This is a genomic window from Luteolibacter flavescens (assembly GCF_025950085.1).
In the GTDB taxonomy this organism is placed as follows: Bacteria; Verrucomicrobiota; Verrucomicrobiia; order Verrucomicrobiales; family Akkermansiaceae; genus Haloferula; species Haloferula flavescens.
In genome coordinates, this window is the sequence record NZ_JAPDDS010000003.1 from 1 (window position 1) to 24,340 (window position 24,340).

A 24,340-nucleotide genomic window follows, 5' to 3' on the forward strand; every position below is an offset into this window, starting at 1 on the left:
AGGCAAGCCGGTTCGGAAAGCGGCCTGAGCACGAGAACCGCCAAGGAAAATCACACGGCGGCTCGGACCACGCTTACGATGGCGTTGCGGATGCCGCGATACTCCGGCGTCTCGTGGAAATCGCCATTGCAGCATCGGGGAAAGCCTCCGCCTTGAATTGCTCGCCTCAGGGACAAAACGAAACGGCGCGGTGTGGAAACCCACCCCGCGCCGTTCGCTGTTATGCCTCAAGATCCTTCATGGCCCCGCCGGAGCGGAGCCATGGAAATGTCAGTCTTCGATACGGTAGAATTCCTTCGGCTCGGAAGCTTCCGAGGCAGGAATGACCGCTTGTCCCGCACCGCTGGCATCCGTCGTGACCGACAGCGGAGCCGTCAGTGGCACGAAGGGCGAGGTGAGGTCCGCGGACTTGGTCACCTGGTAGGCGGTGTTCGGCAGGCCCGTGAAGTTGATCGTCACGGCGCCGGTGGCGTCGCGGGTCACATTCACCACCTTCAGGTCCGCCGCTGCCGGAACCGTCAGTTCATTCGTCAGGCCGTAGAAGTGAGCAGCACCACTGTCGAAGAGCGCGGACGCGGGATTCGCTGCCACGATCGTCATCTTGGTATCCTGCGCGACGAAGGTGTAGCTCACGTAGAAGACCGAGTTGTCGTTGGTGTTGCTCAGGACGATGTCCGGACGGTCATACAGGAGCGATCCGAAGGGCATCTGCACATCGCTTCCGTTGGTGTAGATGAGGTCGATCGGACGCAGGCTGTTGTTGCCGAACTTGCGGATGAAGAGCTTCGTCTCGTAGGTGGCACCAGGAGTGAGTCCGCTCAACTCATAGGTGTGGATACCGGTGGTATTGTCCCCGCCGTAAGTGAACGTGCCCATCATCTCGCGCAAGCCGCTACCGGCGGGAACGCCGGCTGCGTCAGGCGACCAGCCGCCGAGATTGGCCGTGGTAAACGCAGCCTTGCCGCCATTCACCGTCCAATTGAAGTTCGCGGGAGTGACCGCCGGAGTCAGCGCATCGAAGGCCACACCGTTGATCGTGGCAGCGCCGCCACCGCTGATCTTGTGGGTGTAGGTCTTGCTTGAGTCGATGCCGGTGCTGGCATCGGTGGTCACCGGGACGATCGAGAATGCCGCGGGGAGCGACGGGCGCGAAGCCGCGTCAAGCGGGTTGCTTCCACGCTCGACTTCGAAGCCATCGCGGGATCCGTCACCATCGGTATCGGCAACCGTCGGATTCGTGCCGAGGTTGAACTCCTCAAGATCGTTCAGACCGTCGAGATCGCTATCGGCGCGGCGAGGATTCGTCGCGATGCGACCGGCAGGCGGGTTGGTCTCATCGGTGTCGTTGATGCCGTCACCGTCGCTATCCAGGGAGAAGGGCGAGAGACCCGGCTCGATGAGCCAGGCCATGTACTCGTCATAGTCCGAAATGCCGTCGCCATCGTAGTCGCCGGAGCCGGGGCCCGAACCAGTCACAGTGACATTGCCGTTCAGGTTTGCCAGGCTGGTATTGCCGGGGAAGCTGAGTTCCCAGTCATCCGGCAGCATGTCCATGTCGTCGTCCTTGATCGGGACGAGGGTGAGGACTTCCTCGGTGACCGCGCCTGATTCCTGACCGGTGGCGCGCACGCGGACGGTGTAGGCCTTTCCAGCTTCGCCCAGCTTGAAGTCATAGGAGCCCGTGACCAGTTCGCCGAATTCGGAGATCACGAACTTGTCGTTATCGGTATCACCCGTCCCCGACACGAGCTGGAAGGTCGATTGCTCGTAGCCGCCGGTGTGGAGCGAATTGATGTCGAAGGTTCCTGCCAGCGTGCCGGCATCCGATCCCGAGCGGAAATCCGGGGACAGCAGCACCGTCATTCCGAACGCCGTGGTGACCTTGAAGTTGTCGAAGTAGGTGCCACCACCCCGGTTCTCCAATTCCATGTAAAGCTCACCAGCATTGCCGTTCCAGGTAAACTGATCTTCCGAGATCACGTTGCCCTCCACACTGGCTTTCACGTCAACCAGGGTACCATCATCGAAGGAAGTGAAAAGATATTCCAATTTCACACGGCGCTGGATCCCGTTGGCTCCTTGAACCGGAGACCCGATCGCAACACCATTCGCATATCGTGTGTGAATGCCGGTCTTGCCGATCTGGAATCCGTAGTCAGTTCCAGCATCAGTTGTCCGAACCGTCGGCTCGCCCGCACTCGGACCGGAGATGCCTGTGGCAAAACCTACCCAGTGGGCAGGGTCAGAGGTGTTGAGGGCATGTGTGATCTGGAACTCCACGCACATGCCGCGAGCTGCCAGAATATCGGGCGCAGATGGAAGGGCTGCCCAGTTGCACCAGGTCGAGGTGTCCGTTTGGAATCGGACACGACCACCACCGAACATGTACAGTTGATTGTCGATCGTGAGATGCTGGGTCTGGGAAGAGCGGGACATGATCGTCTCCGCTTCCTTTCCGAAGCGTCGGTTGACAAGCGATGACGAATCCAGGTTCACCTGTGGAACACCTGCATCGTAGGTATCCCAAAAAATGAGATTCTCCCCGGAAGCGGAGAGTGAGAGTGAACCCGCGACGATTGGGATGAGATAAGTTCGAATCATGATAATTTTTTGGGGCGCATTAAGCGGTTGTGGTCTTTTTGGGTAGGGTTTCGAGGTAACGGAGGAGGGCCCTTCACGCGGGTCGAAGAGTGAGCTTTCGGCCCATGAAAAAGGCGGACGTCGCGAGCACGATGCGTGCGTAACCAGCTAAAAAAAAGGGATTCCCTGCTATCCTATGTAATTCTATAGGACCAACACCCTGCATTAAGTGATATTTAATGCCACCATGAAGACCACGCACAAGAATCGCTTCCTCCAAATCCTCAATCACTTACACAGGATTCAAAAACGAGACCTATCGCTTCTGCTGCGGAAATAGCCCGATACGATCCTTCCCTTTCCTTCTCGTCTCCATACCCCCCGGAATCTTCGTCCCAGCGCTCCTCCCGCCTCAAACGAAATAAGACAATTTTATCCATACCGGCAGGGTATATTGCGCGGCCCCAAACTTCATCGGGAGCGATCTTCCAGAATACGAAAACGGATCACGGGCCGCCGACATGACGTCGGCGGCCCGTGACCCGGATGGCCGGACGATCCGGCAAGTCATTGGTCCTTCGGGGGACCCGGCCTCAGAGAAACATCCCGCCCGAAGCCTCGAGCCGCTGGGCATTCACCCAGCGCCCCTCCTCCGAGCAGAGGAAGGCGACCACCCCGCCGATGTCATCCGGCACACCGACGCGTCCGAGCGCGGTCTGTGCGGAGATCATCTCACGCACGCCTGCATGCGCGAGGTGCCCGGCGGTAAAGTCCGTCTCGATGGCACCGGGGGCGACCACGTTCACATTGATGCGGCGCGGCCCAAGCTCCTTCGCCAGATAGCGGGACATCACTTCCACCGCGCCCTTCATCGCGGCGTAGGCGGAGTAGCCGGGGATGGAAAAGCGAGCCAGGCCCGTGGAGGTGCAGACGATGCGCCCCCCATCCGCGATCAGTGGCAGCAGGCGCTGAGTGAGGAAATACACGCCCTTCAGGTGAACCTGATAGAGCCGGTCGAAATTCTCCTCGGTCATCTCCGGGAAGGGAGCGGACGACTCGATGCCCGCATTGTTTACGAGGAAATCGAAGCTCCCGCGCTCCCATTTCTGCGCGAGGGCCGCGCCGACTTGATCCGTGAAGGAGGCGAAGCCGTCCGTGGACGAGACATCGAGCGGCAAGGCGATGGCCTTTCGCCCCAGCGCCTCGATCTCCGCGGCGACGGCTTCACCTTCCGTCTTCTTCTCACGGTAGGTCAGGATGACATCGGCCCCGCGGGCGGCGAGTGCGAGTGCGATATTGCGGCCGAGGCCGCGGCTGCCACCGGTGACGATGGCGATCTTCTGGTCGAGATTCATGGTCGTTTTGTTAGATGGTTGTCAGCGGTTCTGCGGGGCGATGGCCTCGAGCAAGGGATCATCCGAGAGCATCACCTGGCAGGGGTAGGCACACTCCCCGCCATGCCGCCCCTCCGCAGGGAGGGCGGCGGCAGCGACGAAGAGGACGAGCGAACCGAGGATGAAGGCGGTGCGCCACTCGGGATGCCGCTCCAGCAGGGTGCGGCTCCGCTTCCGCAAGACGGGGATGATGTCCACGCTCATGGCCGGTCGGGGTGTGGGGGTTTCAGTTCGGGCTCGCAGTGGGGCGCACGATGATCTCGTTCACGTCCACGTCGTCGGGTTGGTCGATGGCAAAGCTGATCGCCTTCGCGATGGCCTCGGCCGGGATGGCGATCTCACGGAACTTGTCGATGAAGCCTGCGGTCTCATCGTGGGTGATGGTGTGCGCCAGTTCCGAGGTGGTGACGCCGGGCGAGATGACGGTCACGCGGATGTCCGTATTCTCCTGGCGCAGGCCGTCGGAGATCGCGACCACGGCGAATTTCGTGGCACTGTAGACCGCGCAGGTCGGCCAGACCTGGTGCCCGCCGATGGAGGACACATTGATCACCTGGCCGCGACCCTGCTTCTTCATCACCGGCAGTGCTGCGGCGATGCCATGGAGCACGCCACGGATATTCACGTCGATCATCTGGTTCCACTCGTCGATCTTGAGCGCCTCCAGCGGAGACAGCGGCATCACGCCGGCGTTGTTGACGATCACGTCGATGCGGCCGTGCTTCTCCAGCGCGAGGCCGGCGAAGGCGCGCACGTCCTCGAGATCGGTCACGTCGAGCGAGGTGAATTCCACCGAGCCTCCGGCGGCATTGAGCTCGGCGGCGAGCTTCTCAAGCCGGTCCGTGCGGCGGGCACCGATGACTAGGTGGTGGCCCTTCGCGGCGAGGTGACGGGCGGTGGCTTCACCGATTCCGCTGCTGGCTCCGGTGACGAGGATGACTTTGCGTTCAGTGTTCATTTTGTGGTCCTTTTTGAGGTTGGTAGCGGTGGAAGCGGAGGCCGCTCTCACATGCACACACCGTAGCTCCACGCGGGATTTCAGGATATACCTGATGGCCCGGAATGATTGCCCGATTCTCCTAAGCGCCAGATCCCACTTGCACAATTCTGCCTCCTCATTGCCTATTCCTACGCATGAGCGCGAAACAACGTGAACTGGACCATGACATCGCCGCCGCCCGCCCGGGTCGTCTGGTGGAGCTGCTGAGAGGGCTCACGCAGAATGACGGCTTCAGCACCACGCGCCTGCCCGGCGTGAAGCTGATGCAACTGAGCTGTGCGATGATGAAGGGCCCCGTCTCCTATGACCCTAGTATCGTGATCATCGCGCAGGGGCGGAAGCGCGGCTATCTCGGCGACCAGGTCTTCACCTACGATGCAAATCACTTCCTCGTGCTCTCCGTTCCCTTACCCTTCGAGTGCGAGACACTGGCCTCGCCCGAGGGGCCGATGCTCGGCATCTCCGTCGGTGTCACGCCCGCCATCATCGCCGAGCTGATGATGGCGATGGAGAAGCCAATGCCGATCCCGATGGGCAAGCCCGAGGCGATCCGCGCGAATCCCCTCAGCGACCCGCTCTACGATGCCGCCGTGCGCCTGGTGGAGGCCCTGTATTCCGCGGAGGACGCACGCATCCTGGGCCCGCAGATCGTGCGCGAGATCACCTACCGAGTGCTGGCCGGCGAGGAAGGCGGGCCGCTGCGTGCGCTGGCCGCACCGCACAGTCACTTCGGCCAGATCAGCCGGGCGCTCCAGCGCATCCATGATGACTACGCGACCCCCGTGGACATGGCCACGCTGGCGAGCGAGGCGGGCATGAGCGTGTCCACCTTCCACTCCCATTTCAAGGCGGTCACGAGCTCGCCGCCGCTGCAATATTTGAAGACCATCCGCCTCCACAAGGCCCGCCTGATGATGGTGCAGGGAGGCGAGACCGCGGCCAGCGCCGCACGCCTCGTGGGCTATGAAAGCGCGTCGCAATTCAGCCGCGAATTCAAGCGCTTCTTCGGCGCCACACCCGCCGCGGAAACGGAGAAGCTGAAGGCAAGTCTGATGCGCCTGGCGTAAGAACGGCGGCGTCTCCAACTGGTTGAAAACAGCCTCATTAATCGTTTACCTCCCGGATTTGCTCCGCTAGGAAACATCCAGACTTGGACAGCCGTTCCGCGGGTGTCGAAAGCGCCCCCCGATAGCGCCGGAAGACACCCGGGAAATCCGCTGGAGTTCCCATGCTACCAAATCCTCGACCCATGAAATCCCAACTCATCCTCCCTCTTGCGGGGCTTGCCGCATTGGCATCTCCCCTGCACGCGCAGACCTACACGGAAGCGGTCCTCAGCGATTCACCGCTGGCTTACTTCCCTCTCGGTGACGAGCCGCCGGAAGGCGCATGGCGCTCGACCGCGACGAATCTGGGCACGCTGGGTGCCACCGCGAACGGCCTTCATTTCCCCGGCCTGCGCCACCGCATCGCCGGAGCGCTCGCCAGCGACACGAATGTGGCGGCGGGCTATACGGCGATCGACACCGGCTCGATCGACGGCGGTGTGCCGACCGTGATCCCCTTCCTGCCCGCGCTGAACACGCAGACATTCTCCGTGGAAGCCTGGCTGAAGCCCGATGTGACCGGCGCCGGCAATGCGCAGTCGCCGCTGGCAAACCGCAAGGCCGACGGAGGACGTACCGGCTGGATCGTCTATCAACGCGCCCCGGAGGTCGGCTGGAATCTCCGCATGTATACCGGTACCGGCACCGGTGCCTCGATTGACTTCAATGGAGGACCCTACACGGTGGGCCAGTGGCAGCATTTCGTGGCCACCTTCAACGGGAACACCGCCACCATCTACATCAATGGCGTGTTTGCAGGCAGCGACACACTCGCCAGCGGTGAGGTCTACATGCCAAACAGCCTCGCCACGAATCCGCTCGGCATTGGCGGCGTGGCCAATGGCAGCGAGAATCCATTCATCGGCGGCATCGATGAAGTGGCGCTCTATGACTTCGCGCTCACCGCACCGGAGGTGCAGGCTCACTACCAGGCCGCGACCAACCCGAACCCCACCACGGCCTACAAGGATCTGGTGCTGGCCGATACGCCGGTGGCCTACTACCGCCTCGACGAAGCCGCCCAGACGACCGTGACAAATCTCGGCACGCTGGGCACCGCGGCGGATGCCGTGATGGCGAACACGCCCGCCGTGATCGACGGCCCACAGCCACCAAAGCACGGAGGCTTCCCCGCAGACAACGCGGCCAGCCTTTTCAATGGCACCAGCACCTACGTGGACGTGCTGAATCCGACAGGGCTGAATTTCACCGGACAGATCACGCTGGAGGCATGGATCCAGCCATCGACCCAGACGAACTTCGCGGCAAACATCATCGCGCACGGACTGAACGATGATGTCGGCGCAGCGCTTCCCCAAGAGGAGGTTTTCTTCCGCATCGAAAACGGCAACTACGAGGTAGGGTCACTCGGCGGGAAAGCATCATTCGCCGTGCCTGCCGGCGATCTAACAGGCACGAACTGGATCCACCTCGCGGGCACCTGGAGCGGCGGCCAGTGGCGGCTGTATCGCAATGGCGTGGAAGTCGCCACCGGTGCCGACTCCACCGGCGCAGTGCTCGTGAACAACGCCAACTGGGGCATCGGAGCCCGCGGACGTTGGAAGCGTGCCCAGACCTTCCCCAGCGCGCTCGTTCCCGGGGATACACGCCTTTTCAACGGCGGCATATCAGACGCGGCGATTTACAATACCGCGCTGTCCGCCGACCGCATCAAGGCCCACTTCATGGCCGGCCTCGGGCCGCAACCGCTCGTCATCTCACGCCCGAATGGCGTGATCACGCTGGACTGGGGCGGCGGCACGCTCCAGCAGTCGGACGACCTCAACAACAACTGGCAGGACGTGCTTGTGACACCGCCCTATCAGCCGAATGACGGGCCGCGTCACTTCTATCGCCTGAAGTTCTGACCGATCACGACAAGGCGGGGCGTCGCGATCGCGCGGCGTCCCGCTTTTTCATTTCGCCGTGCCGCTCACAGGGCCTCGGCAACGCGCATGCCATCGAGCGCCGCGCTGACGATGCCCCCGGCATAGCCCGCGCCTTCGCCGCAGGGATAGAGACCGCGGACCTCGGGATGCTCCAGCGTGTCGTCCCGGCGGGGAATGCGGACGGGGGAACTGGTGCGCGTCTCGAAGCCGAGCAAAAGCGCCTCCTGCCCCGCATAGCCGCGGATCTTCCGGTCGAAGAGCTTCAGGCCCGTCTGCATGCGGCGCACGATGCCCTTGGGCAGGATCTCATGCAGCGGCGAGGATTTGCCGCCCGGGAAGTAGCTGGTCTTCGGGAGGTCGGCGGAGACCTTGTTCACGAGGAAATCCGCGACGCGTTGGCCGGGCGCGACCTGGCCGCCGCCGCCTGCCTGCTTCGCCGCGACTTCGAGCGCCTTCTGGAAGGCGATGCCGGAGAGCACGCCGTGTTCCTTTGAGAAGGAGTCGGTATCCTCCGGCTCCACGGTCACGACGAGGCCGGAATTTGCAAAGGGCGAGTCGCGCCGGGCGAGGCTCATGCCATTCACCACCACCTCGTCATTCTCGGTGGAGGCCGGGACGATGAAGCCACCCGGGCACATGCAGAAGGAATGCACACCGCGGTCGTCGATCTTCGTCGCCACGGCATAGCGAGCTGCGGGCAGCAGGTCGGGGCGCTCCTCGTCCTTCTTCAGGTGATACTGCTGGGCATCGATGAAAGGCTGAGGGTGCTCGATGCGCACGCCCACGGCGAAGGGCTTGCGCTCCAACAGGATCTTCTTCTCCGCCAGCAGGCGGTAGATGTCGCGGGCGCTGTGGCCGGTGGCCAGCACCACGGCATCGCCGGTGATCTCCTCACCCTCCGCGGTGATCACGCCGCGCAGGCAATCCCCATCCACGATGAAATCCACCACCTTCGTCTGGAAGCGGACCTCCCCTCCCCCTTCGAGGATGGACGCACGCATGGCCTTCACCACGTTTGGCAGCAGGTTCGAGCCGATGTGCGGGTGCGCGTCGGTCAGGATGCGCTGGGGAGCCCCGTGCGCGACGAGGATCTCATAGACGCGCGCGACCGGGCCGCGCTTCGTGGCGCGGGTGTAGAGCTTGCCATCCGAGAAGGTGCCGGCTCCGCCTTCGCCGAAGCAGTAGTTCGAATCTTCGATGACGACTCCCTGCCGAAGGATGGGCGCAAGGTCGAAGCGCCGCGCCGAGGCGTCCTTGCCGCGCTCCAGCACGATCGGCTTGATGCCGCGCTCCAGGCAATGCAGCGCCGCAAACATCCCCGCCGGGCCACAGCCCACGATGACGGCCGTCCGTGCGTTTGCAGGCAGCGGAGGCGTGGACCACGTCGGCACGATCTCGGCGGGCAAGGGCACATCGACGGCGACTTCCAGGCGGAGCTGCACCTTCACCGCGCGCTGGCGGGCGTCCAGCGAGTGCTTCAGCAGGCGCACGCCGGTCACCCGGGATGCGGGCACGCCGAGCTTTTTCGCGGCGGCAGCTTTCCACGCGACTTCGTCCTCGGAAGCGTCGAGGGGCAGGATGAGGTCGAGCGTTTCGATCATCGGCAAGGCGTCATCGCAGGACGCCGGGCGGTCGGCAAGCTCCGCGAGCGGCTAACGGATCGGCCGCTTCCGCCCGCTGTCGTCCACGCTGACGTAGGTGATGGACGTGGCGAAGATGGGCGGGGCGATGGGATTCCGCCGGTCAAAGACATCCACACGGTAGGTCACGGAGGTGCGACCCTCGCGCTCCTTGGTGCAGCGGATATTCAGGATGGTCCCCTGGCTCACCGAGTGGTGGAACTCCACCTTGTCCATCCCGATGGTGACGAACTGGCAGTGCGGGAATTGCAGCGAGGCGGCAATCCAGCAGGCCTCGTCCACCCACGCGAGCAGGCGACCGCCGAAAAGCGCGCCGAAGTGATTGAGGTCCGCAGGCAGGACCAGGCGGTGCGTTTCCATGGAGAAATCAGCGCCAGCGGCGGCGGCGTTTGTCGGTATCGAAGCCCGCATCGACCGACCACTTCCCTGCGCCCGTGATGATGAGGGTGAAGCAGAAGAAGAGATACATCACGGCAGGCTCCTTCGCTCCCGGGGCGGGCAGATACATCGGAGAATGGGCCAGCACCTGGAAGGCCGCCACGCACATCGCGAAGCCGAGCACGAATGCCGCCGGCCGGGTCATCAGGCCCAGGATCAGCAGCGAGGCCGCGCCGACCTCCGCGCAGATCGTCGCCATCAGGCTGACCGGGCTGCTCATGAAATTCAGCGGGAAGACTCCGGGCACCGCCCACGTCGCCTTCAGCTTCTCGAAATTCTGGATCTTCGCGATCCCGTGGCCATAGAGCATCATCCAGCCGAAACCGATCCGCATCAGGAGCAAGCCGCTCGACGCCAGAGGGTCGCGGGTTCCACAGTCAAAAAAGAACTTTTTCATTCAGCGCTTGGGGTGCCACCCGTGCCACGGGGGCGGATAATGATGCGTTTCAGGCGCTCCTCGCCTCCCGGCGAGACACTCTCCACCGTGGTGTCGTCCACCAGCACATTGTGGACGAGGCGGCGGTAGTAAGCATTCAGCGGGCGCATTTTGAAGGGCTTGCCGGTGGCCTTCACTCCTTCGGCGGCGGCCCGCACCTCGGCATTCAGCTTGTCTTCCTGGATGGCGCGGTAGTGCTCGCAGTCGATGCGGACGCGGGGAGCCTTCGGGAAGTGCTTCCGCAGCACCCGGTTCACGAGATACTGGAGGTCGTCCAGCCGCTCGCCGTCCTTGCCGATGAGCAGCTCGCTGCGCGGCATGTGGATCTGCAGGCACGGCTCCTCCTCGCTGTCGATGACCTCGATGTCCACATGGAAGCCGAGCTGGCCCAACATGGTATCGAGAATCTTCTTCGCTGCCGCGACGGGTGTCATGGCCGTCATCTAACGATTCCTGCGCACGCTGGTCAATGGCGCGGTCAGCATCCGGACCATGTCTTTCCAATATCCGACGCTATCCCGGACAGGCGGGCCTTTTCCTCATCCGTGAAATCATGCGGATCCTGCATGCCGACCCCCAGCGTGCCGAGGACGACCGAGCCATCCGGCGAGATCACCGGCACGGCGAGCGAGCCGGAGACCTTTGTCTCGCGGGCATCCGGTCGGGCCACACCGCCGAGATCCTGCTGGAGATTGCACAGCTCCACCGGCTCGCGGCGCTCCGCGGCCACCCCGGCGATCCCCTTTCCGAAGGGAATCCGCTCGATCTTTGGCAGCAGAAAGTCCGGCACGCCGACCTGGACGACCAGATCCAGCCACTCGCCATCCGCCTTGTGGAGGGTACCGGTCTGGCAGGAAAAGCCCTCCAGCACCCCGGCCAGCCAGGCGCGCGCGTCCTCCGCCTTCGCGAAATCAGGAATCATGCCGCAGCTTTCGCGCGGGACGATGGGGGCACAACCCCGAAGTTCCGGACGACTCCGGCTCAGGGATTTGCGAGCCGGTAGAAGTAGCGGTTTGGTGCGCCCGGCGGCTGATGGGTGAATTGCATCACCGCGCCGGTCCCAGGAGCGGTGGTGCCCACTTGGGTGAATCCGGTCAGACCGGGAGCCCCCAGCACGCGGAATACGATCCCGGCGACCGATTGGTAGTGAATCGTTGTGGTATTCGTCGCCCGGTCATAAGTGACCGCGGTGATCACCGGAGTCACGGTCGGCTCGGCCTCACCCAACGTGATCTGAAATGTGCCCTGATAATCAAGAACCACCCAAGCGCGGTTATTTTCCATGTCGATGCCGAAGGCACCCAAGTCAGATACATCCAGCGTGCCGCCACCCGGCCCTGCCAGATAGGTGGCATAGGAGCCCATGAACGGCGCCGACCCCACCGTCGCGCTGCCATTTCCATTCAGAGAGATCGCGGGCACCCAGATGCCGTTACTCAGGGCATGGATGCGCAGGTCTTCCTCGGAGTAGCCCGCCGGGAGATTCGGATAGGAAATCTGGAGGACATGGAGGCCTGGCGAGACGCTGAAGCTGGTGCTGACGGCACGCGCGGTCCCGGAAGGATTCGGCGTCGGCGGGCTGGGCACGAACTCAATCCCCACATCCTGAGTGGCTCCGGACGAACCACCCGCGAAGGAAGCAGCCGTTCCTCCCCCGCTGATCTGCAGCCCGGCATTCACGAGACCTTGGCCCGAGGCGACATTGAAGACGACGCTGTCCGAGTTTCCGATCGTGTAGCTCAACGGCCACACCACGTCGCTCATGGCCGGGGCGCTGTTCAGATAGTTATCGGCGGGCGATGTCATCTGGAGCTTCACTCGGAGCTCCGCGGCGTAGGTGCCCGGCACAAGGCCGGAGGCATTGAAGGAAACCCTGCCGCCCGTGCTTTCCCCGGCATCCAACACCGTGTCCACCGCAAGGCCCGAGACCGAGAAGCGCGGGTGCGACACGCTCACTTCCGTCACCTTCATCGAGGCCCTGAGGGCGCCGGGATGGGCGGCGGGCGCTGCATTCGTCAGGCTGACGTTATCACCCGGGGCTTTCGTTGTGCCGTTGTTCGCGACAGGAAGCGCGGGATCGTAGAGGCGGAAGTCGGAGATATTCACCTCGTTGTCCGGATCCATCGGGGCACCGTGGTTCACCACCGTGAATTTCCCGGTGTAGGAGCCGGAGGGGGTGGTGTCCGTATTCACGGACCACTGGAGCGCGGCGGGAATGGTGGCACCGGCGGCGATGGGCAGGTGATCCTGCTGCATGTACTGGTACAGGGCCGGGCTGCTCGATGTCCACGTGACCGAATAAGTCGTCGGGATCGTGCCTTGATTCTTCAATTGGCTGGCCACGGAGAAGCCCCCGGTGCCGGTCACGGCATTCGTGCTGTAGCCGATTTCCCGATCACCGTTCGAACGCACCGGGTAGAGGTCATCGACGCCCTGCCCGTTCTGGATGATCTCCAGGTTATCGATCGCGAACTCCCCGACATTCCCTTCCGACGAGGCGTAGTGGAGATTGGTGAAGGAGATCGCGAAAACATTGGCTACATCCACCGGGCGGATGGTGACACGTCCGCTGCGTCCCTCCCCTCCGCTGACGAGCGAGTGGTTGAAGGTATTCTCCAGATCGATATAGATGACCTCGGTGTTGAAGTCATAGTCCATCACCTGAATCGCCAACTGGGTGAGATCCGCCTCGAAGTCCGTGGACGCCCAGGCGAAGTCGAAGGACACCTCGGTCACCTGGTCCAAAGCCCCATCCTCCACCGAGCTCCCGAAGTAGCCACTGAAAGTGAACTGCATGAAGGGCGAGCCCAAAGGGAAGCCGCTCCGCGGATTACCCCAGAAGGCATTGCCCGAGATCCCGGCGGCGTTGCCGGTCGCGAGATAGTTGTCGTCGATGAAGACCGTGTTGTTGGTCCGGTTGTTGATCGAGAATTCACCGGCCCACTCGGAAGTCATGAGCAGGTCCTCGTCCACGATCTGAGCAGGCCAGAGGACGTCCTGCGGAGGCGGGCTGAAGTTATGACGGGTGCTCTGTCCAAGCAGCGGCGACACGAGGGCGACGATCGCTCCGCAAAGAGGATATAGTTTCATCCGGGGGAAAGGAGGAGAGGGAGATACGTTACAAAAACGGCTCAAATCGCCGGTCGTGACAAGCCACGAATGATCACCGTGCCAACTGCAACGGGCAACCCTTGCCGTTTCAAGCGATTCCCGCGCGTCGTTCCTCCCCGGACCGAGCGTCCGCAGTCCATTTTCCGCGATTTGTCCGACAACTTCCCGCAAGGATTTCTTGCCCTCGCCCGGCCCTGCGTGAGAAGCATCTGGAATCCCAAGCACTGAGGACAGGATTTCGGATTTACACCCCGAGGTCCCGGTTTGAAGTTTCGACTACGTTTGACCTAACCCATGAAAGCAGCACCTCTGATGACGCTGATGGCAGCCGCATGCCTTGTCGGTTGCAAAGAATCCGGATCTTCCTCCGCCACTTCGAAAATTCCCGTGGATAACTTCGGCAAGCTCCCCGACGGCCGTGAAGCAAAGATCTTCACGCTCACCAACAAGAACGGCCTCCGCGCCAAGATCTCCGACCTGGGCGCCACGCTGGTGTCCATGGAAGTCCCGGACAAGGCTGGCAAGCTGGCCGACGTCACGCACGGCTTCGACAATGCCGCCGGCTATCTTTCCCCCGGGAACGACTACTTCGGCGCTACCGTCGGCCGCTTCGGCAACCGCATCAAGGACGGCAAGTTCACGATCGAGGGCAAGGAATACACCCTGGCCACCAACAACGCGCCCGGCGACATCCCGTGCCACCTTCACGGCGGCAACGTCGGCTTCAACAAGGTCATGTGGACCGGCGAGGCCAATGACGCGAACAACTCCGTCACCCTCACCTACGTCTCCAAGGACGGCGAGGAAGGCTACCCGGGCACGCTGACAACCAAGGTCACCTACACCCTCAACGACGACAACGAGCTGAAGTGGGAAGTGAAGGCCACCACCGACGCGCCGACCGTCCTGAACATCGTCCACCATACCTACTGGAACCTCAGCGGCGACCCGAGCACCTCGATCAACGACCACCTGCTGATGCTGGATGCGGACAAGTATCTGCCCACCAATGCAGGCCTGATCCCGACCGGCGAGCTGGCCCCGGTCGCGGACACCCCGATGGACTTCACCAAGCCCACCGCCATCGGTGACCGCGTCGAGGCCGACTTCGAAGCCCTCAAGCTCGGCGGCGGCTACGACCACGCCTGGGTGCTGACCCCGAAGGAAGGCCTCCGCCTGGCAGCCCGCCTGAAGGACCCCAAGTCCGGCCGCGTGCTGGAAGTGTCCACCGACCAGCCTGCCATCCAGTTCTACGGCGGCAACTTCCTCAAGGGAGCTGCGGACGGCAAGGGCGGCGCGAAGTACGAGAAGCGCACCGCGCTCTGCCTCGAGACCGAAGGCTTCCCGGACGCACCGAACCAGCCGTCCTTCCCGAGCGCCGAGCTCAAGCCGGGTGAGACCTACACCCACACGATGGTCCTCAAGTTCTCGGCGGAATAAGTCGCCGGAATCTCCTGATGTGTGCGCCTTCACAATCGTGGAGGCGCACACACTGGCCGCTTGCTAGCGGGGGAAAGCGCCGATTCAAATCGCGCGCTAGCCTCCTCTACCCACTACCCCGTCTGCCCAACCCAAGATGTTCCTCGAACTCACCTCGCTTCTCGCCGCGACCGGCGGGGCCATTTCCACGGAGGGAATGGCGAAACCCGATCTCCATGTGATCGACTGGTCGATCATGGCGATTTACCTGGCCTTTGTCCTCGGCATCGGCTTCGCACTGAAGAAGTACATGAACAGCGCGGAGGACTTCTTCCTCTCCGGCCGTTCCATCCCGGGTTGGGTCTGCGGACTCGCTTTCATTTCGGCCAACCTCGGCGCACAGGAGCTGATCGGCATGGCCGCCTCCGGTGCCGAGTATGGCATCATGACCACCCACTTCTACTGGGTGGGTGCCATTCCCGCCATGGTCTTCCTCGGTGTCTTCATGATGCCGATGTACTACGGCTCGAAGGCCAAGTCGGTGCCGGAATACCTGAAGATGCGCTACAATGAACCGACGCGCGTCTTCAACTCCGTCTCCTTCGCCTTCATGACGGTGGCCTCCTCCGGCATCTCGATGCACGCGCTGGCGGACCTGCTCCACGCGCTGATCGGCTGGAACTACTACATTTGCCTCATCGGCACCTCGGTGATCGTGCTCGCCTACGTCCTGAAGGGCGGCCTGAGCTCCGCGATCTACAATGAGGTGCTCCAGTTCTTCATGATCGTCTTCGGTATCGCCCCGCTAGCCTACATCGCCCTGAAGAACGTGGGCGGCTGGGACGGCCTGGTGGCAAAGCTGCAGGCATCCCCGCAAGGCCAGGGCGCCCTGCACTCGTGGGCACAGACCGGCGGCACCGACAACCCGATGGGCGTGCCATGGTACGGCATCCTCTTCGGCCTCGGCTTCGTCCTCTCCTTCGGCTACTGGACCACGAACTTCGCCGAGGTGCAGCGCGCACTGGCCGCGAACTCGATGGGTGCCGCCCGCCGCACCCCGATCATCGGCGCAATCCCGAAGATGCTCTTCCCCGCCGTGGTCATCCTGCCCGGCCTGATCGCCTACGCCCTGACCATGAATCCGGAGCTGGGCTACTCGATCCCCAAGAAGATCGCCGCGGATGGCACCGAGGTCCTGAACTACAACCAGGTGCTGCCGTCGATGATCTTCCACTACTTCCCGAACGGCCTGCTGGGCCTGGCGCTTACCGCGCTGATGGCCTCCTTCATGTCCGGCATGGCGGCGAACGTCACGGCCTTCAACACGGTCTGGACCTACGACCTCTACAAGACCATGAAGCCGAACCAAACGGACAAGCAACTGCTCTATATGGGCAAGCTTGCCACGATCTTCGGCATCATCGCCGCCATGGGCTTCGCGCTCGTGGCCTCGCAGTGGAACAACATCATGTCCATCCTGCAGCTCGTGTTCGGCTTCGTGAATGCGCCGCTGTTCGCGACCTTCCTGCTGGGCATGTTCACCAGGCGCTCCAATAGCGTCGGCTCCTTCTGGGGTCTGGTCATCGGCACCAGCTCGGCGGTCGCATTCCACGGCCTGAGCTTCGCCACCGGCAACGCGCCTGGCGTGAAGGGCGGCTGGATCAACCAGATGATCGAGTATCCGAAGGAAATGTCGCAGAACTTCTGGATCGCCATCGTGGCCTTCAGCGTGACCTTCCTGGTGAATGCCGTGCTCTCGCTGCTGACCAAGCGTGAGAAGAGCGACGAGGAGCTCCGCGGACTGGTCTACTCGCTCACGCCGAAGTATCGGGACGAGAAGGAAGCCTGGATCCTGCGCCCCGCCGTCCTCGGCTCCATCGTCATGGTGTCCGTCATCGTCCTGAACTACATCTTCTGGTAAGAAACCCGAAACCCCTACCACCATGGACCTCCGACTTCCCATCGGCTACGTCTTCACGATCTACGGCGTGATGCTCACGGCCTACGGCCTCTTCACCAAAGGCGATCCGATGTATGCCAAGTCACTCGACATCCCGGTGAATACCATCTGGGGCATCGTCATGCTCATCTTCGGGCTGGTGATGTACTTCTTCGCGAAACGGGCTGGCAAGGGCACCTGAGCCCGCCCGCCGCCCGACTCCGGGGCCAATCCCGCCAAACGCGCATTTCGCGCAAGACCGGCAGGATTGGCCCCGTTTGCTGCCCGCCTCTCCGATTCAAACCCGTTTTCAATATCAAAACCCAATGATCCCCACCCTGCTTGCCGACGTCAGCCTGGAGGCTGGCAAAATGAGCACGCTAGATATCGTGCTGTTCCTCGTCGCGGTCGTCGGCGTCATCGCCTTCGGCATCTGGCAAGGGCGAAAGGAATCCTCCGGTGCCGCGGAGTCCGGCGGTGCCGCCGGCTACTTCCTCGCCGGCAGGGGACTCACCTGGTGGCTCGTCGGCTTCTCGCTGATCGCGGCAAATATCTCCACGGAGCAATTCGTCGGCATGTCCGGCCAGGCCGCCGACTGGCTGGGGATGGCGGTGTCGTCGTGGGAATGGCTCTCGACGATCGCCCTGATCCTGGTCGCCTTCCTCTTCCTCCCGAAGCTGCTGCGCTGCGGCATCTACACCATCCCGGAGTTCCTCCAGTATCGCTACGGGACCTTTTCACGACTGGTGATGGCGGTTGCCACGCTGGTCATCCTCGTCGGCGTGCCGACCGCGTCGGTGATCTATTCCGGGGCGAAGGTCATCTCCGTCTTCTTCCAGGGCCGCATGATCATGAATGCGGACCTCGGCAGCATCGAGGTCGGCTGCTGGATCATCGGCATCTCCGCCGCGATCTACGTGCTCGTCGGCGGGCTCAAGGCCTGCGCCTGGACCGACCTGATCTGGGGTGCCGGGCTCATCGCCGGTGGCGCGGTCGTGATGTGGCTGGCCTTCGGCGCGCTGGAATCCGCAGATCCGAATGAACTCATCAAGACCAAGGTGGCCAACTCGACCGCCACCGTGGAGGACCTGCAAAACGCCGGGGCATGGGAGCGCTTCAAGCTACTGAATGACGGCAAGGACGGCGAGGCCATCGTCGCGGCGGGCGAAAACCTGTCCGGCGGCAAGCTCCACATGATCCGCCCGATCCAGGATCCCGAGCTGCCATGGACCGTGCTGCTGCTCGGCATCTGGGTGCCGATCTGTTTCTACTGGGGTCTGAACCAATACATCGTCCAGCGCACGCTTGGCTCGAAGTCGCTGGCGGAGGGCCAGAAGGGCATCGTCTTCGCCGCCATCCTGAAGCTGGTGATCCCCTTCCTGGTCGTGATCCCCGGCATCCTTTGCTTCAATCTCTACCACAAGGACCTGCGGGCCGAGGCGGTGAAGAAGAACACGAGCACCATGGCGGAAGTCACCGCCAGCACGGGCAAGGTGTATCCCATCACCGAGAACTTCGCCCTCAATACCCCGGACCAAGCCGCCACGGTCATTGCCCACAATGCAAAGGTCGCAGGCATCGAGGCTGTCATCCCCGAGGGTGCCACCGCCAAGGATCTGGTCGCACTGAACCAGACCGCCCTCACCGCCGCAGCCGGCAAGCAGATCGACGGCAAGCCGATTCCCACCGGCACCAAGCTCGTCGGCTACGACTATGATGCCGCCTTCCCCACCCTGATGCGGAATCTCATGCGCCCGGGCATCACCTGGTTCGTGCTCGCGGCTATCTTCGGCGCGGTCGTTTCCTCGCTCGCCTCGATGCTGAATTCCGCCGCGACCATCGCCACCATGGACCTCGTTCACATGGCGAAGAAGGACATGTCCGAGAGGGCCACGGTGCTGTCCGGGCAGGGCTTCACGCTGCTTTTCGTGCTGATCTCCTGCGTCATCGCCCCCGGCCTCGGGGATCCGGCTTACGGCGGCATCTTCAAGTTCATCCAGGAGTTCCAGGGCTTCATCAGCCCGGGCGTGCTCGCCGTCTTCCTCTTCGGCTTCCTCTCGCCGCGCACCCCACGCTACTTCGGCTGGGTGGGCATCCTCACCAATATCGCGCTCTACGGCCTGCTGAAAAAATTCGGCCCTTCCATCGGGGCGGCAGGCATGTGGTGGGCCCCTGACATTTCGTATGTGGATCGCATGGGCCTCTGCTTCCTGACCGTCGTGCTGATCGGTGCTGTCGTCACCCTGGTGAATCCGCTGAAGGAGCCGGTGAAGCTGCCCGTGACCGACCTGATCAACCTGGAATCCTCCAAATCCGCGAAGGTCTGGGGAGCGCTGGCGATCGTCGCCACCATCGTGCTCTACGTGATCTTCTGGTGATCCACGGCCATCTTTGCTTGGGGGGAAACGCAGACGCTTTGCGGACAGCATTCCCCTTTGCCAAAGCCCGGGATTTCGACAGCATCCCGGCCGACGCCAGCCCCTCCGGCCCCGGCGTCGGCCGCCCGCTGCCGCATCATGAAACGGGCGATCGATTCCCTTCTCGTCCATGTCCCTCGACCTCGCCACCACCCTGACCGATCTCGCCGCCGACGCCGCCGCCGGCCTCAAGGAACAATTCGGCTGCGACGCCACCGTGACCGCCGCCGCGCCGGGCCGCGTGAACCTGATCGGCGAGCACATCGACTACTGCGACGGCTTCGTGCTACCCTTCGCGATCGACCGCTACATCGTGATGGCGGCAGCGCTGAATGGCACGAATGAAGCCCGCGTCGCCACCGCCCTTGGCGGCGAACCGGCAATCCTGCCGCTGAATGTGAAGCAGGAGGTCACCGCGCCCAAGTGGGCGAACTACCTGCGCGGCGTCTTCCAGGGTTTCCAGGACCGCGGGCATCACCTGCCGGGCTTCGACGCCTACATTCTCTCCTCCGTCCCCGGCGGTGCCGGCCTCTCCTCCTCCGCCGCGCTCGAGTGCTGCGTGGCGACCCTGCTGGAGGGCATTCTCGATACCGTGCTGGATACCAAGGAGAAGGCTCTGCTTTGCCAAAAGGCGGAGCACGACTACGCGGGCGTGCCCTGCGGCATCATGGACCAGTTCGCGTCCGCCTTCGGCAAGGCGAACCGCTTGATCCTGATCGACTGCCAGACCGGCGAACCGGAGCTGGTCCCTTTCGAAAATCCCGACCTCACCGTGCTCATCGCGAACACGATGGTGCACCACGAGCTCTCCGACGGTGGCTACGCCGCCCGCCGCAAGAACACCGAGGACGGCCTCGCGATCATCGGGAAGAAGTCGTGGCGCGACGCCACCCATGCCGACGTGGAGAATAATTGGGACGCCATGGGCGACCCTGTGAACCGCCGTGCGCGCCACGTGGTCGGCGAGATCGCCCGCACCGTCGCCGCTGCCGAGGCACTGGCGAAGAACGATTTCGAAGCGCTTGGCCCGCTCATGTCCGCCAGCCACGACTCGCTGCGCGATGACTTCGAGGTGAGCTGCAAGGAACTCGACCTGATGGTGGAGATCGCCCGTGCGATCGGTCGCAATGGCGGCGTCATCGGCGCGCGCATGACCGGTGGCGGCTTCGGCGGCTCCACTGTCACCCTCTGCGAATCCAGCAAGGCCCCCGAGATCGCCGCGACCCTCGCGGAGAAATACAAGGAAGCCACCGGCATCACCGCCCAGATCTTCGCCTCCCGCCCGTCGCAAGGCGCGCATCTGCTTTGAGAGCCGAGGATAGCGCAAAGGAGCGGAGCGGGGCGTAGCAGAAGGGCTGCGCCCTTCTGGCGGGGCGAGGTCTCTCAGAAGATCGCCACTCCGGTATACATACAATGCGGGTCGCACTCGGACCTCGCCGTCTTTCCCAATGTAGCAGAACGACTGCGTCGTTCTGGCTGGGGGCGGACCGCTCCATGAGGCGACGTGGCGATTCTCCTTCACGCCTCGCCCCGCCAGAATGGCCCAGCCATTCTGCTACCTCTGAGTAGAACGACTGCGTCGTTCTGGCTGTGGACGGACCGCTCCATGAGACGACGTGGCGATCTCCCTTCACGACTCGCCCCGCCAGAATGGCACAGCCATTCTGCTACCTCCGAGTAGCAGAACGACTGCGTCGTTCTGGCTGGGGGGCGGACCGCTCTATGAGGCGACTTGGCGACTCTCCTTCACGCCTCGCCCCGCCAGAATGGCGCAGCCATTGTACTACGGAAAAGCTTGCTACGAAAAATGCCACGTATCACCCGTCCTGCGACTGATGGATCGCATAGCGGATCGCCAGCAGGCGGATGGTGACGATGATCGCCGTGGTCGTCACCAGCACCGCGCCATCCGGCCAGCGGAGGTGTGTCATGCCGAGCATCGCGAGCCCGCCGATGAGGCTCGCGGTGGCGTAGATTTCCTTCCGCAGCACCAGCGGCACGTCATTGCGCAGGACGTCGCGCAGCAGCCCGCCGAAGGTGGCGGTGATGACGCCGAGGGCGAGGCAGGACCACCATGGCAGCCCCTTGCTCTCCGCGATGCGAATGCCCGTCACCGTGAAGAGCCCGAGCCCGAGCGCATCCACGGTCGAGACCACGCGGCGGATCTTCCGCCACCAGGCCGCGCCCAGCAACGCGATCACGACCGCCCCAAGTGCCAGCAGGAAAGGCAGCGGGTCCGTCAGCATCCGCGGCGGCACATCGCCGATCAGCACGCTGCGCAGCAGTCCCCCACCCGTCCCGGTGATGAGCCCGACGACGAACATGCCGAACCAATCCATCTCCTTCTCCCGCGCCGCGATCGCGCCGGACACACAGAAGACCAAGGTGCCGAGGATTTCCCAGAGGTGAAGCACGGACCAGAGCTAGCCTGCCTCACCCCGGATGACCCGCGGAAAATCTCCGCCCGAGAGCTTGCGTTGACCGCCCCGCGCGATCACAGCACGGCCCCGCCATGTCAACCACCGACGCCCCGATCCGCAAGCCTCTGGATGGCTTCGCCGCCTCGGTGATGGTTTGCCTCTGTCTCCTCTGGGGTCTGCAGCAGGTGGCGATCAAGGCGGCCGCCCCGCAGATGAATCCGGTCCTGCAGGTCGGGCTGCGGTCCTTCCTGGCGGCCCTCCTCGTGGCGGGACTGATGCTCCTGCGACGGGAGAGCCTGTCGCTGCGGGACGGCACCCTGCGGGCCGGGATTCTGGTCGGGCTGCTTTTTGGTGGTGAATTCCTCGTGGTCGCGTGGGGACTGAATTTCACCACCGCGGGCCACATGGCCGTCTTCCTCTACACCGCTCCCATCTTCACGGCACTCGGCCTGAATTGGCGGGTGAAAAGCGAGCGCCTCAGCAAGCGCCAGTGGTGGGGTGTGGCGCTCGCCTTCATCGGCATCGTGATCGGTTACTCCGGGAGCTTCTTCGTGCCTGGCGGGCAAAATCTCCTGCTGGGCGATGCGCTGGGAATCGCGGGCGGCCTGCTGTGGGCCGCCACAACACTGGTCATCCGCGGGAGTTCTCTATCGGAAGCACCGCCGTCGAAGACCCTGCTCTACCAACTCGCCGGAGCATCCGCCCTGCTCCTGCCCGCGGCATTCCTGCGCGGGAATTTCGATGGCATCGGGTGGTCGTGGGGACTCGTGGGAAATCTCACGTTCCAGACCGTCGTCATCGCCTTCGCCAGCTATCTCTTCTGGTTCTGGCTGCTGCGAAAGTATCTCGCGACGCGGCTTTCCATCTTCTCGTTCCTCACGCCGCTCTTCGGCGTGGCATTGGGTGTGATCTTGCTGAAGGAGCCGCTCGATCCGCGATTCATCATAGGCGCGGTGCTGGTCCTGATCGGCATCAGCGTGGTGAATCGGAAGGGCTAGCTGGAGGCAGCTCCGCCTAACAGATACCCGCTGGCCAGCCTTCGGAAATCCTCGACCTGCCGGGACTGCCACTCCCCGTCCCGGCCAAGCTCTTCCGCCAGGATCGCAGCTACCGCCGGTGCGGCATCCATGCTGCCCCGCGCATCTAACAGAAGGCTGCGGCTGCGACGGGCAAGCACGTCTTCCGCCGTGCGCGCCATCTCCTCGCGCGCATGCCAGCGGACCTCGCCAGCGGTGAGTTCCAGGGACGGATGCAAGCGGGCAGTGTCCCCCATGTCATGAATGCGGGCGGCATCGCTGCCGTAGGGTCGAAGGTTGCTTTCCGCGATCTCTTCCGTCGTCGCTCCATGGACGGGTAGTCCCGCGGTGCGGCACGGGACTTCCTCCAATCCGGCAAAGTCCGCCGCGCGGTCGATGACGTCCTCGGCCATCTTGCGGTAGGTGGTCCACTTCCCGCCCGTGATCGTGATGAGGCCGCTCTCCGAAATGAGGATGGTGTGATCGCGGGAAAGGCTCGCCGTGTCCTGTCCACCACCCGCTTTCACGAGGGGCCGCAGCCCGGCGAAGACGCTGAGCACATCCTCCTGCCTAGGATCGCGGCTGAGATAGCGCGCGGCATGGGTCATGAGGAAATCGATCTCCTCCGGCAGCGCGCGCGGCTCCATCGACTTCTCCGGCAGCGGCGTGTCCGTGGTGCCCAGCACCACGCGGTCATGCCACGGCACGGCGAAGAGCACCCGGCCATCGGCGGTCTTCGGAATCATGATTGCGGAGTCACCCGGCAGGAAATCCTTCGGCAGCACCAGATGCACGCCCTGGCTCACCGCGACGATCTCTCCGGCAGACGGCTCGTCGCGGCGACGCAGTTCATCGACGAAGACACCGGTCGCATTGATCACCGCGCGGGCAGCGATCCTGAAGGAGCGTCCTCTTTCAAGATCCACCGCCTCGATGCCGCGAACCTTGCCGCTTTCCTTCACAAGGGAGACACAGCGCACGTGATTCGCCAGCTTCGCCCCGAGATCGTCAGCGGTCATCGCGAGGTGGATGGCCAGCCGCGCATCGTCGAATTGCCCGTCATGGTAGATCACCCCGCCGGTGAGCCCGTCGGGCTCGATGGTCGGGATGCGGGCAAGCGTCTCTTCCTTCGAAAGATGATGGCTGGCACCGAATCCGAGCTTCCCCGCCAGCGCGTCATAGACCTTCATGCCGATGCCGTAGAAAGGCCCCTCCCACCAGTGATACGTGGGGATTACGAAAGGCAGATCCTTCACGAGGTGCGGCGCATTCCGGGCAAGTCGTCCGCGCTCGCGCAGGGCATCGAGAACGAGGGAGACATTCCCCTGCTTCAGGTAGCGCACGCCGCCGTGGACGAGCTTGGTCGAGCGCGACGAGGTCCCTTTCGCAAAGTCCGTCTGCTCCACCAGTGCGACACGGTAACCACGCGCCGCAGCATCCACCGCGGCACCGAGACCGGTGGCTCCACCGCCGACGATGCAGAGGTCAAAGCTCTCGGACTCCAGCGCGGCGATGTGGTCGGGGCGATTCATCAG

General features: G+C 63.4%; 20 protein-coding genes. 8 read left to right on the forward strand and 12 right to left on the reverse strand.

Features of this window, described 5'->3' with window-relative positions:
- Positions 1-270: 270 nt before the first annotated feature.
- From OKA04_RS05765 to OKA04_RS05780, 4 genes are all read right to left on the reverse strand, one after another.
- Complete coding sequence (locus OKA04_RS05765; RefSeq protein WP_264500188.1) at positions 271-2,004, reverse strand: thrombospondin type 3 repeat-containing protein; 1,734 nt, start codon at positions 2,002-2,004, stop codon at positions 271-273.
- A gap of 1,169 nt (positions 2,005-3,173) precedes the next feature.
- On the reverse strand, positions 3,174-3,935 hold the full coding sequence (locus OKA04_RS05770; RefSeq protein ID WP_264500189.1) for an SDR family NAD(P)-dependent oxidoreductase: 762 nt from the start codon (positions 3,933-3,935) through the stop codon (positions 3,174-3,176).
- A 21-nt stretch (positions 3,936-3,956) separates the two neighbouring features.
- The gene (locus OKA04_RS05775; protein ID WP_264500190.1) at positions 3,957-4,178 is read right to left on the reverse strand and encodes a hypothetical protein; all 222 of its coding nucleotides are present in this window, start codon (positions 4,176-4,178) and stop codon (positions 3,957-3,959) included.
- A gap of 22 nt (positions 4,179-4,200) precedes the next feature.
- On the reverse strand, positions 4,201-4,932 hold the full coding sequence (locus OKA04_RS05780) for an SDR family oxidoreductase (RefSeq protein ID WP_264500191.1): 732 nt from the start codon (positions 4,930-4,932) through the stop codon (positions 4,201-4,203).
- 176 nt (positions 4,933-5,108) lie between these two features.
- Between OKA04_RS05780 and OKA04_RS05785 the strand changes: the two genes are divergently transcribed.
- Together OKA04_RS05785 and OKA04_RS05790 are read left to right on the forward strand one after the other, a co-directional pair.
- Positions 5,109-6,041 (forward strand): AraC family transcriptional regulator, encoded by a 933-nt coding sequence (locus OKA04_RS05785; protein ID WP_264500192.1) that lies wholly within the window; start codon positions 5,109-5,111, stop codon positions 6,039-6,041.
- 182 nt (positions 6,042-6,223) lie between these two features.
- The gene (locus tag OKA04_RS05790) at positions 6,224-7,948 is read left to right on the forward strand and encodes a LamG domain-containing protein (protein ID WP_264500193.1); all 1,725 of its coding nucleotides are present in this window, start codon (positions 6,224-6,226) and stop codon (positions 7,946-7,948) included.
- A gap of 65 nt (positions 7,949-8,013) precedes the next feature.
- Here the strand turns inward: OKA04_RS05790 and OKA04_RS05795 are convergent, their stop codons facing one another.
- Genes OKA04_RS05795 through OKA04_RS05820 form a run of 6 tightly spaced genes read right to left on the reverse strand, consistent with a single transcriptional unit; the run spans position 8,014 to position 13,573 of the window.
- On the reverse strand, positions 8,014-9,570 hold the full coding sequence (locus OKA04_RS05795) for an NAD(P)/FAD-dependent oxidoreductase (protein WP_264500194.1): 1,557 nt from the start codon (positions 9,568-9,570) through the stop codon (positions 8,014-8,016).
- 51 nt (positions 9,571-9,621) lie between these two features.
- Entirely contained in the window at positions 9,622-9,969 is a 348-nt protein-coding gene (locus tag OKA04_RS05800) for an acyl-CoA thioesterase (protein WP_264500195.1), read from the reverse strand.
- 7 nt (positions 9,970-9,976) lie between these two features.
- A complete protein-coding gene (locus OKA04_RS05805) occupies positions 9,977-10,444 on the reverse strand; it encodes a DoxX family protein (RefSeq protein WP_264500196.1) in 468 nt (155 codons plus the stop codon).
- Positions 10,441-10,926: a Jag family protein gene (locus OKA04_RS05810; protein WP_264500197.1), complete on the reverse strand. Its 486-nt coding sequence runs from the start codon at positions 10,924-10,926 to the stop codon at positions 10,441-10,443. Before OKA04_RS05810 ends, OKA04_RS05805 begins: the two co-directional genes overlap by 4 nt.
- Positions 10,927-10,961: 35 nt before the next feature.
- Positions 10,962-11,405 carry a GAF domain-containing protein gene (locus tag OKA04_RS05815; RefSeq protein ID WP_264500198.1) on the reverse strand — a complete coding sequence of 148 codons (444 nt, stop codon included), beginning with the start codon at positions 11,403-11,405 and terminating at the stop codon, positions 10,962-10,964.
- A gap of 59 nt (positions 11,406-11,464) precedes the next feature.
- Entirely contained in the window at positions 11,465-13,573 is a 2,109-nt protein-coding gene (locus OKA04_RS05820; protein WP_264500199.1) for a hypothetical protein, read from the reverse strand.
- Between the two features lie 315 nt (positions 13,574-13,888).
- On the opposite strand from OKA04_RS05820, the gene OKA04_RS05825 reads away from it, so the two are divergent.
- The 5 genes from OKA04_RS05825 (at position 13,889) to galK (ending at position 20,678) form a co-directional block, all read left to right on the forward strand.
- On the forward strand, positions 13,889-15,034 hold the full coding sequence (locus tag OKA04_RS05825) for an aldose epimerase family protein (RefSeq protein ID WP_264500200.1): 1,146 nt from the start codon (positions 13,889-13,891) through the stop codon (positions 15,032-15,034).
- A 136-nt stretch (positions 15,035-15,170) separates the two neighbouring features.
- Positions 15,171-16,934, forward strand: a complete 1,764-nt coding sequence (locus tag OKA04_RS05830; protein WP_264500201.1) for a sodium:solute symporter family protein — start codon at positions 15,171-15,173, stop codon at positions 16,932-16,934.
- 22 nt (positions 16,935-16,956) lie between these two features.
- A complete protein-coding gene (locus tag OKA04_RS05835) occupies positions 16,957-17,154 on the forward strand; it encodes a hypothetical protein (RefSeq protein WP_264500202.1) in 198 nt (65 codons plus the stop codon).
- Between the two features lie 169 nt (positions 17,155-17,323).
- Positions 17,324-19,330 (forward strand): sodium:solute symporter family transporter, encoded by a 2,007-nt coding sequence (locus OKA04_RS05840; protein ID WP_425503662.1) that lies wholly within the window; start codon positions 17,324-17,326, stop codon positions 19,328-19,330.
- 169 nt (positions 19,331-19,499) lie between these two features.
- Complete coding sequence (gene galK / locus OKA04_RS05845) at positions 19,500-20,678, forward strand: galactokinase (protein WP_264500204.1); 1,179 nt, start codon at positions 19,500-19,502, stop codon at positions 20,676-20,678.
- 508 nt (positions 20,679-21,186) lie between these two features.
- On the opposite strand, the gene OKA04_RS05850 is transcribed toward galK, so the two are convergent.
- Positions 21,187-21,783, reverse strand: coding sequence for a trimeric intracellular cation channel family protein (locus OKA04_RS05850; RefSeq protein ID WP_264500205.1), 597 nt, complete (start codon positions 21,781-21,783; stop codon positions 21,187-21,189).
- A 98-nt stretch (positions 21,784-21,881) separates the two neighbouring features.
- On the opposite strand from OKA04_RS05850, the gene OKA04_RS05855 reads away from it, so the two are divergent.
- Positions 21,882-22,787, forward strand: coding sequence for a DMT family transporter (locus tag OKA04_RS05855; protein WP_264500206.1), 906 nt, complete (start codon positions 21,882-21,884; stop codon positions 22,785-22,787).
- Here the strand turns inward: OKA04_RS05855 and OKA04_RS05860 are convergent.
- The gene (locus OKA04_RS05860) at positions 22,784-24,337 is read right to left on the reverse strand and encodes a glycerol-3-phosphate dehydrogenase/oxidase (RefSeq protein ID WP_264500207.1); all 1,554 of its coding nucleotides are present in this window, start codon (positions 24,335-24,337) and stop codon (positions 22,784-22,786) included. The two genes, OKA04_RS05855 and OKA04_RS05860, sit on opposite strands and share 4 nt — an antisense overlap.
- Between the last annotated feature and the right edge of the window lie 3 nt (positions 24,338-24,340).

Coding starts and splice junctions, on each gene's coding strand:
- OKA04_RS05790 (WP_264500193.1), top strand. CDS start 6,224: ATGAAATCCCAACTCATCCTCCCTCTTGCGGGGCTTGCCGCATTGGCA.
- OKA04_RS05835 (WP_264500202.1), top strand. CDS start 16,957: ATGGACCTCCGACTTCCCATCGGCTACGTCTTCACGATCTACGGCGTG.
- OKA04_RS05785 (WP_264500192.1), top strand. CDS start 5,109: ATGAGCGCGAAACAACGTGAACTGGACCATGACATCGCCGCCGCCCGC.
- OKA04_RS05815 (WP_264500198.1), bottom strand. CDS start 11,405: ATGATTCCTGATTTCGCGAAGGCGGAGGACGCGCGCGCCTGGCTGGCC.
- OKA04_RS05795 (WP_264500194.1), bottom strand. CDS start 9,570: ATGATCGAAACGCTCGACCTCATCCTGCCCCTCGACGCTTCCGAGGAC.
- OKA04_RS05825 (WP_264500200.1), top strand. CDS start 13,889: ATGAAAGCAGCACCTCTGATGACGCTGATGGCAGCCGCATGCCTTGTC.
- OKA04_RS05840 (WP_425503662.1), top strand. CDS start 17,324: ATGAGCACGCTAGATATCGTGCTGTTCCTCGTCGCGGTCGTCGGCGTC.
- OKA04_RS05770 (WP_264500189.1), bottom strand. CDS start 3,935: ATGAATCTCGACCAGAAGATCGCCATCGTCACCGGTGGCAGCCGCGGC.
- galK (WP_264500204.1), top strand. CDS start 19,500: ATGTCCCTCGACCTCGCCACCACCCTGACCGATCTCGCCGCCGACGCC.
- OKA04_RS05830 (WP_264500201.1), top strand. CDS start 15,171: ATGTTCCTCGAACTCACCTCGCTTCTCGCCGCGACCGGCGGGGCCATT.
- OKA04_RS05860 (WP_264500207.1), bottom strand. CDS start 24,337: ATGAATCGCCCCGACCACATCGCCGCGCTGGAGTCCGAGAGCTTTGAC.
- OKA04_RS05820 (WP_264500199.1), bottom strand. CDS start 13,573: ATGAAACTATATCCTCTTTGCGGAGCGATCGTCGCCCTCGTGTCGCCG.
- OKA04_RS05805 (WP_264500196.1), bottom strand. CDS start 10,444: ATGAAAAAGTTCTTTTTTGACTGTGGAACCCGCGACCCTCTGGCGTCG.
- OKA04_RS05855 (WP_264500206.1), top strand. CDS start 21,882: ATGTCAACCACCGACGCCCCGATCCGCAAGCCTCTGGATGGCTTCGCC.
- OKA04_RS05775 (WP_264500190.1), bottom strand. CDS start 4,178: ATGAGCGTGGACATCATCCCCGTCTTGCGGAAGCGGAGCCGCACCCTG.
- OKA04_RS05780 (WP_264500191.1), bottom strand. CDS start 4,932: ATGAACACTGAACGCAAAGTCATCCTCGTCACCGGAGCCAGCAGCGGA.
- OKA04_RS05800 (WP_264500195.1), bottom strand. CDS start 9,969: ATGGAAACGCACCGCCTGGTCCTGCCTGCGGACCTCAATCACTTCGGC.
- OKA04_RS05810 (WP_264500197.1), bottom strand. CDS start 10,926: ATGACGGCCATGACACCCGTCGCGGCAGCGAAGAAGATTCTCGATACC.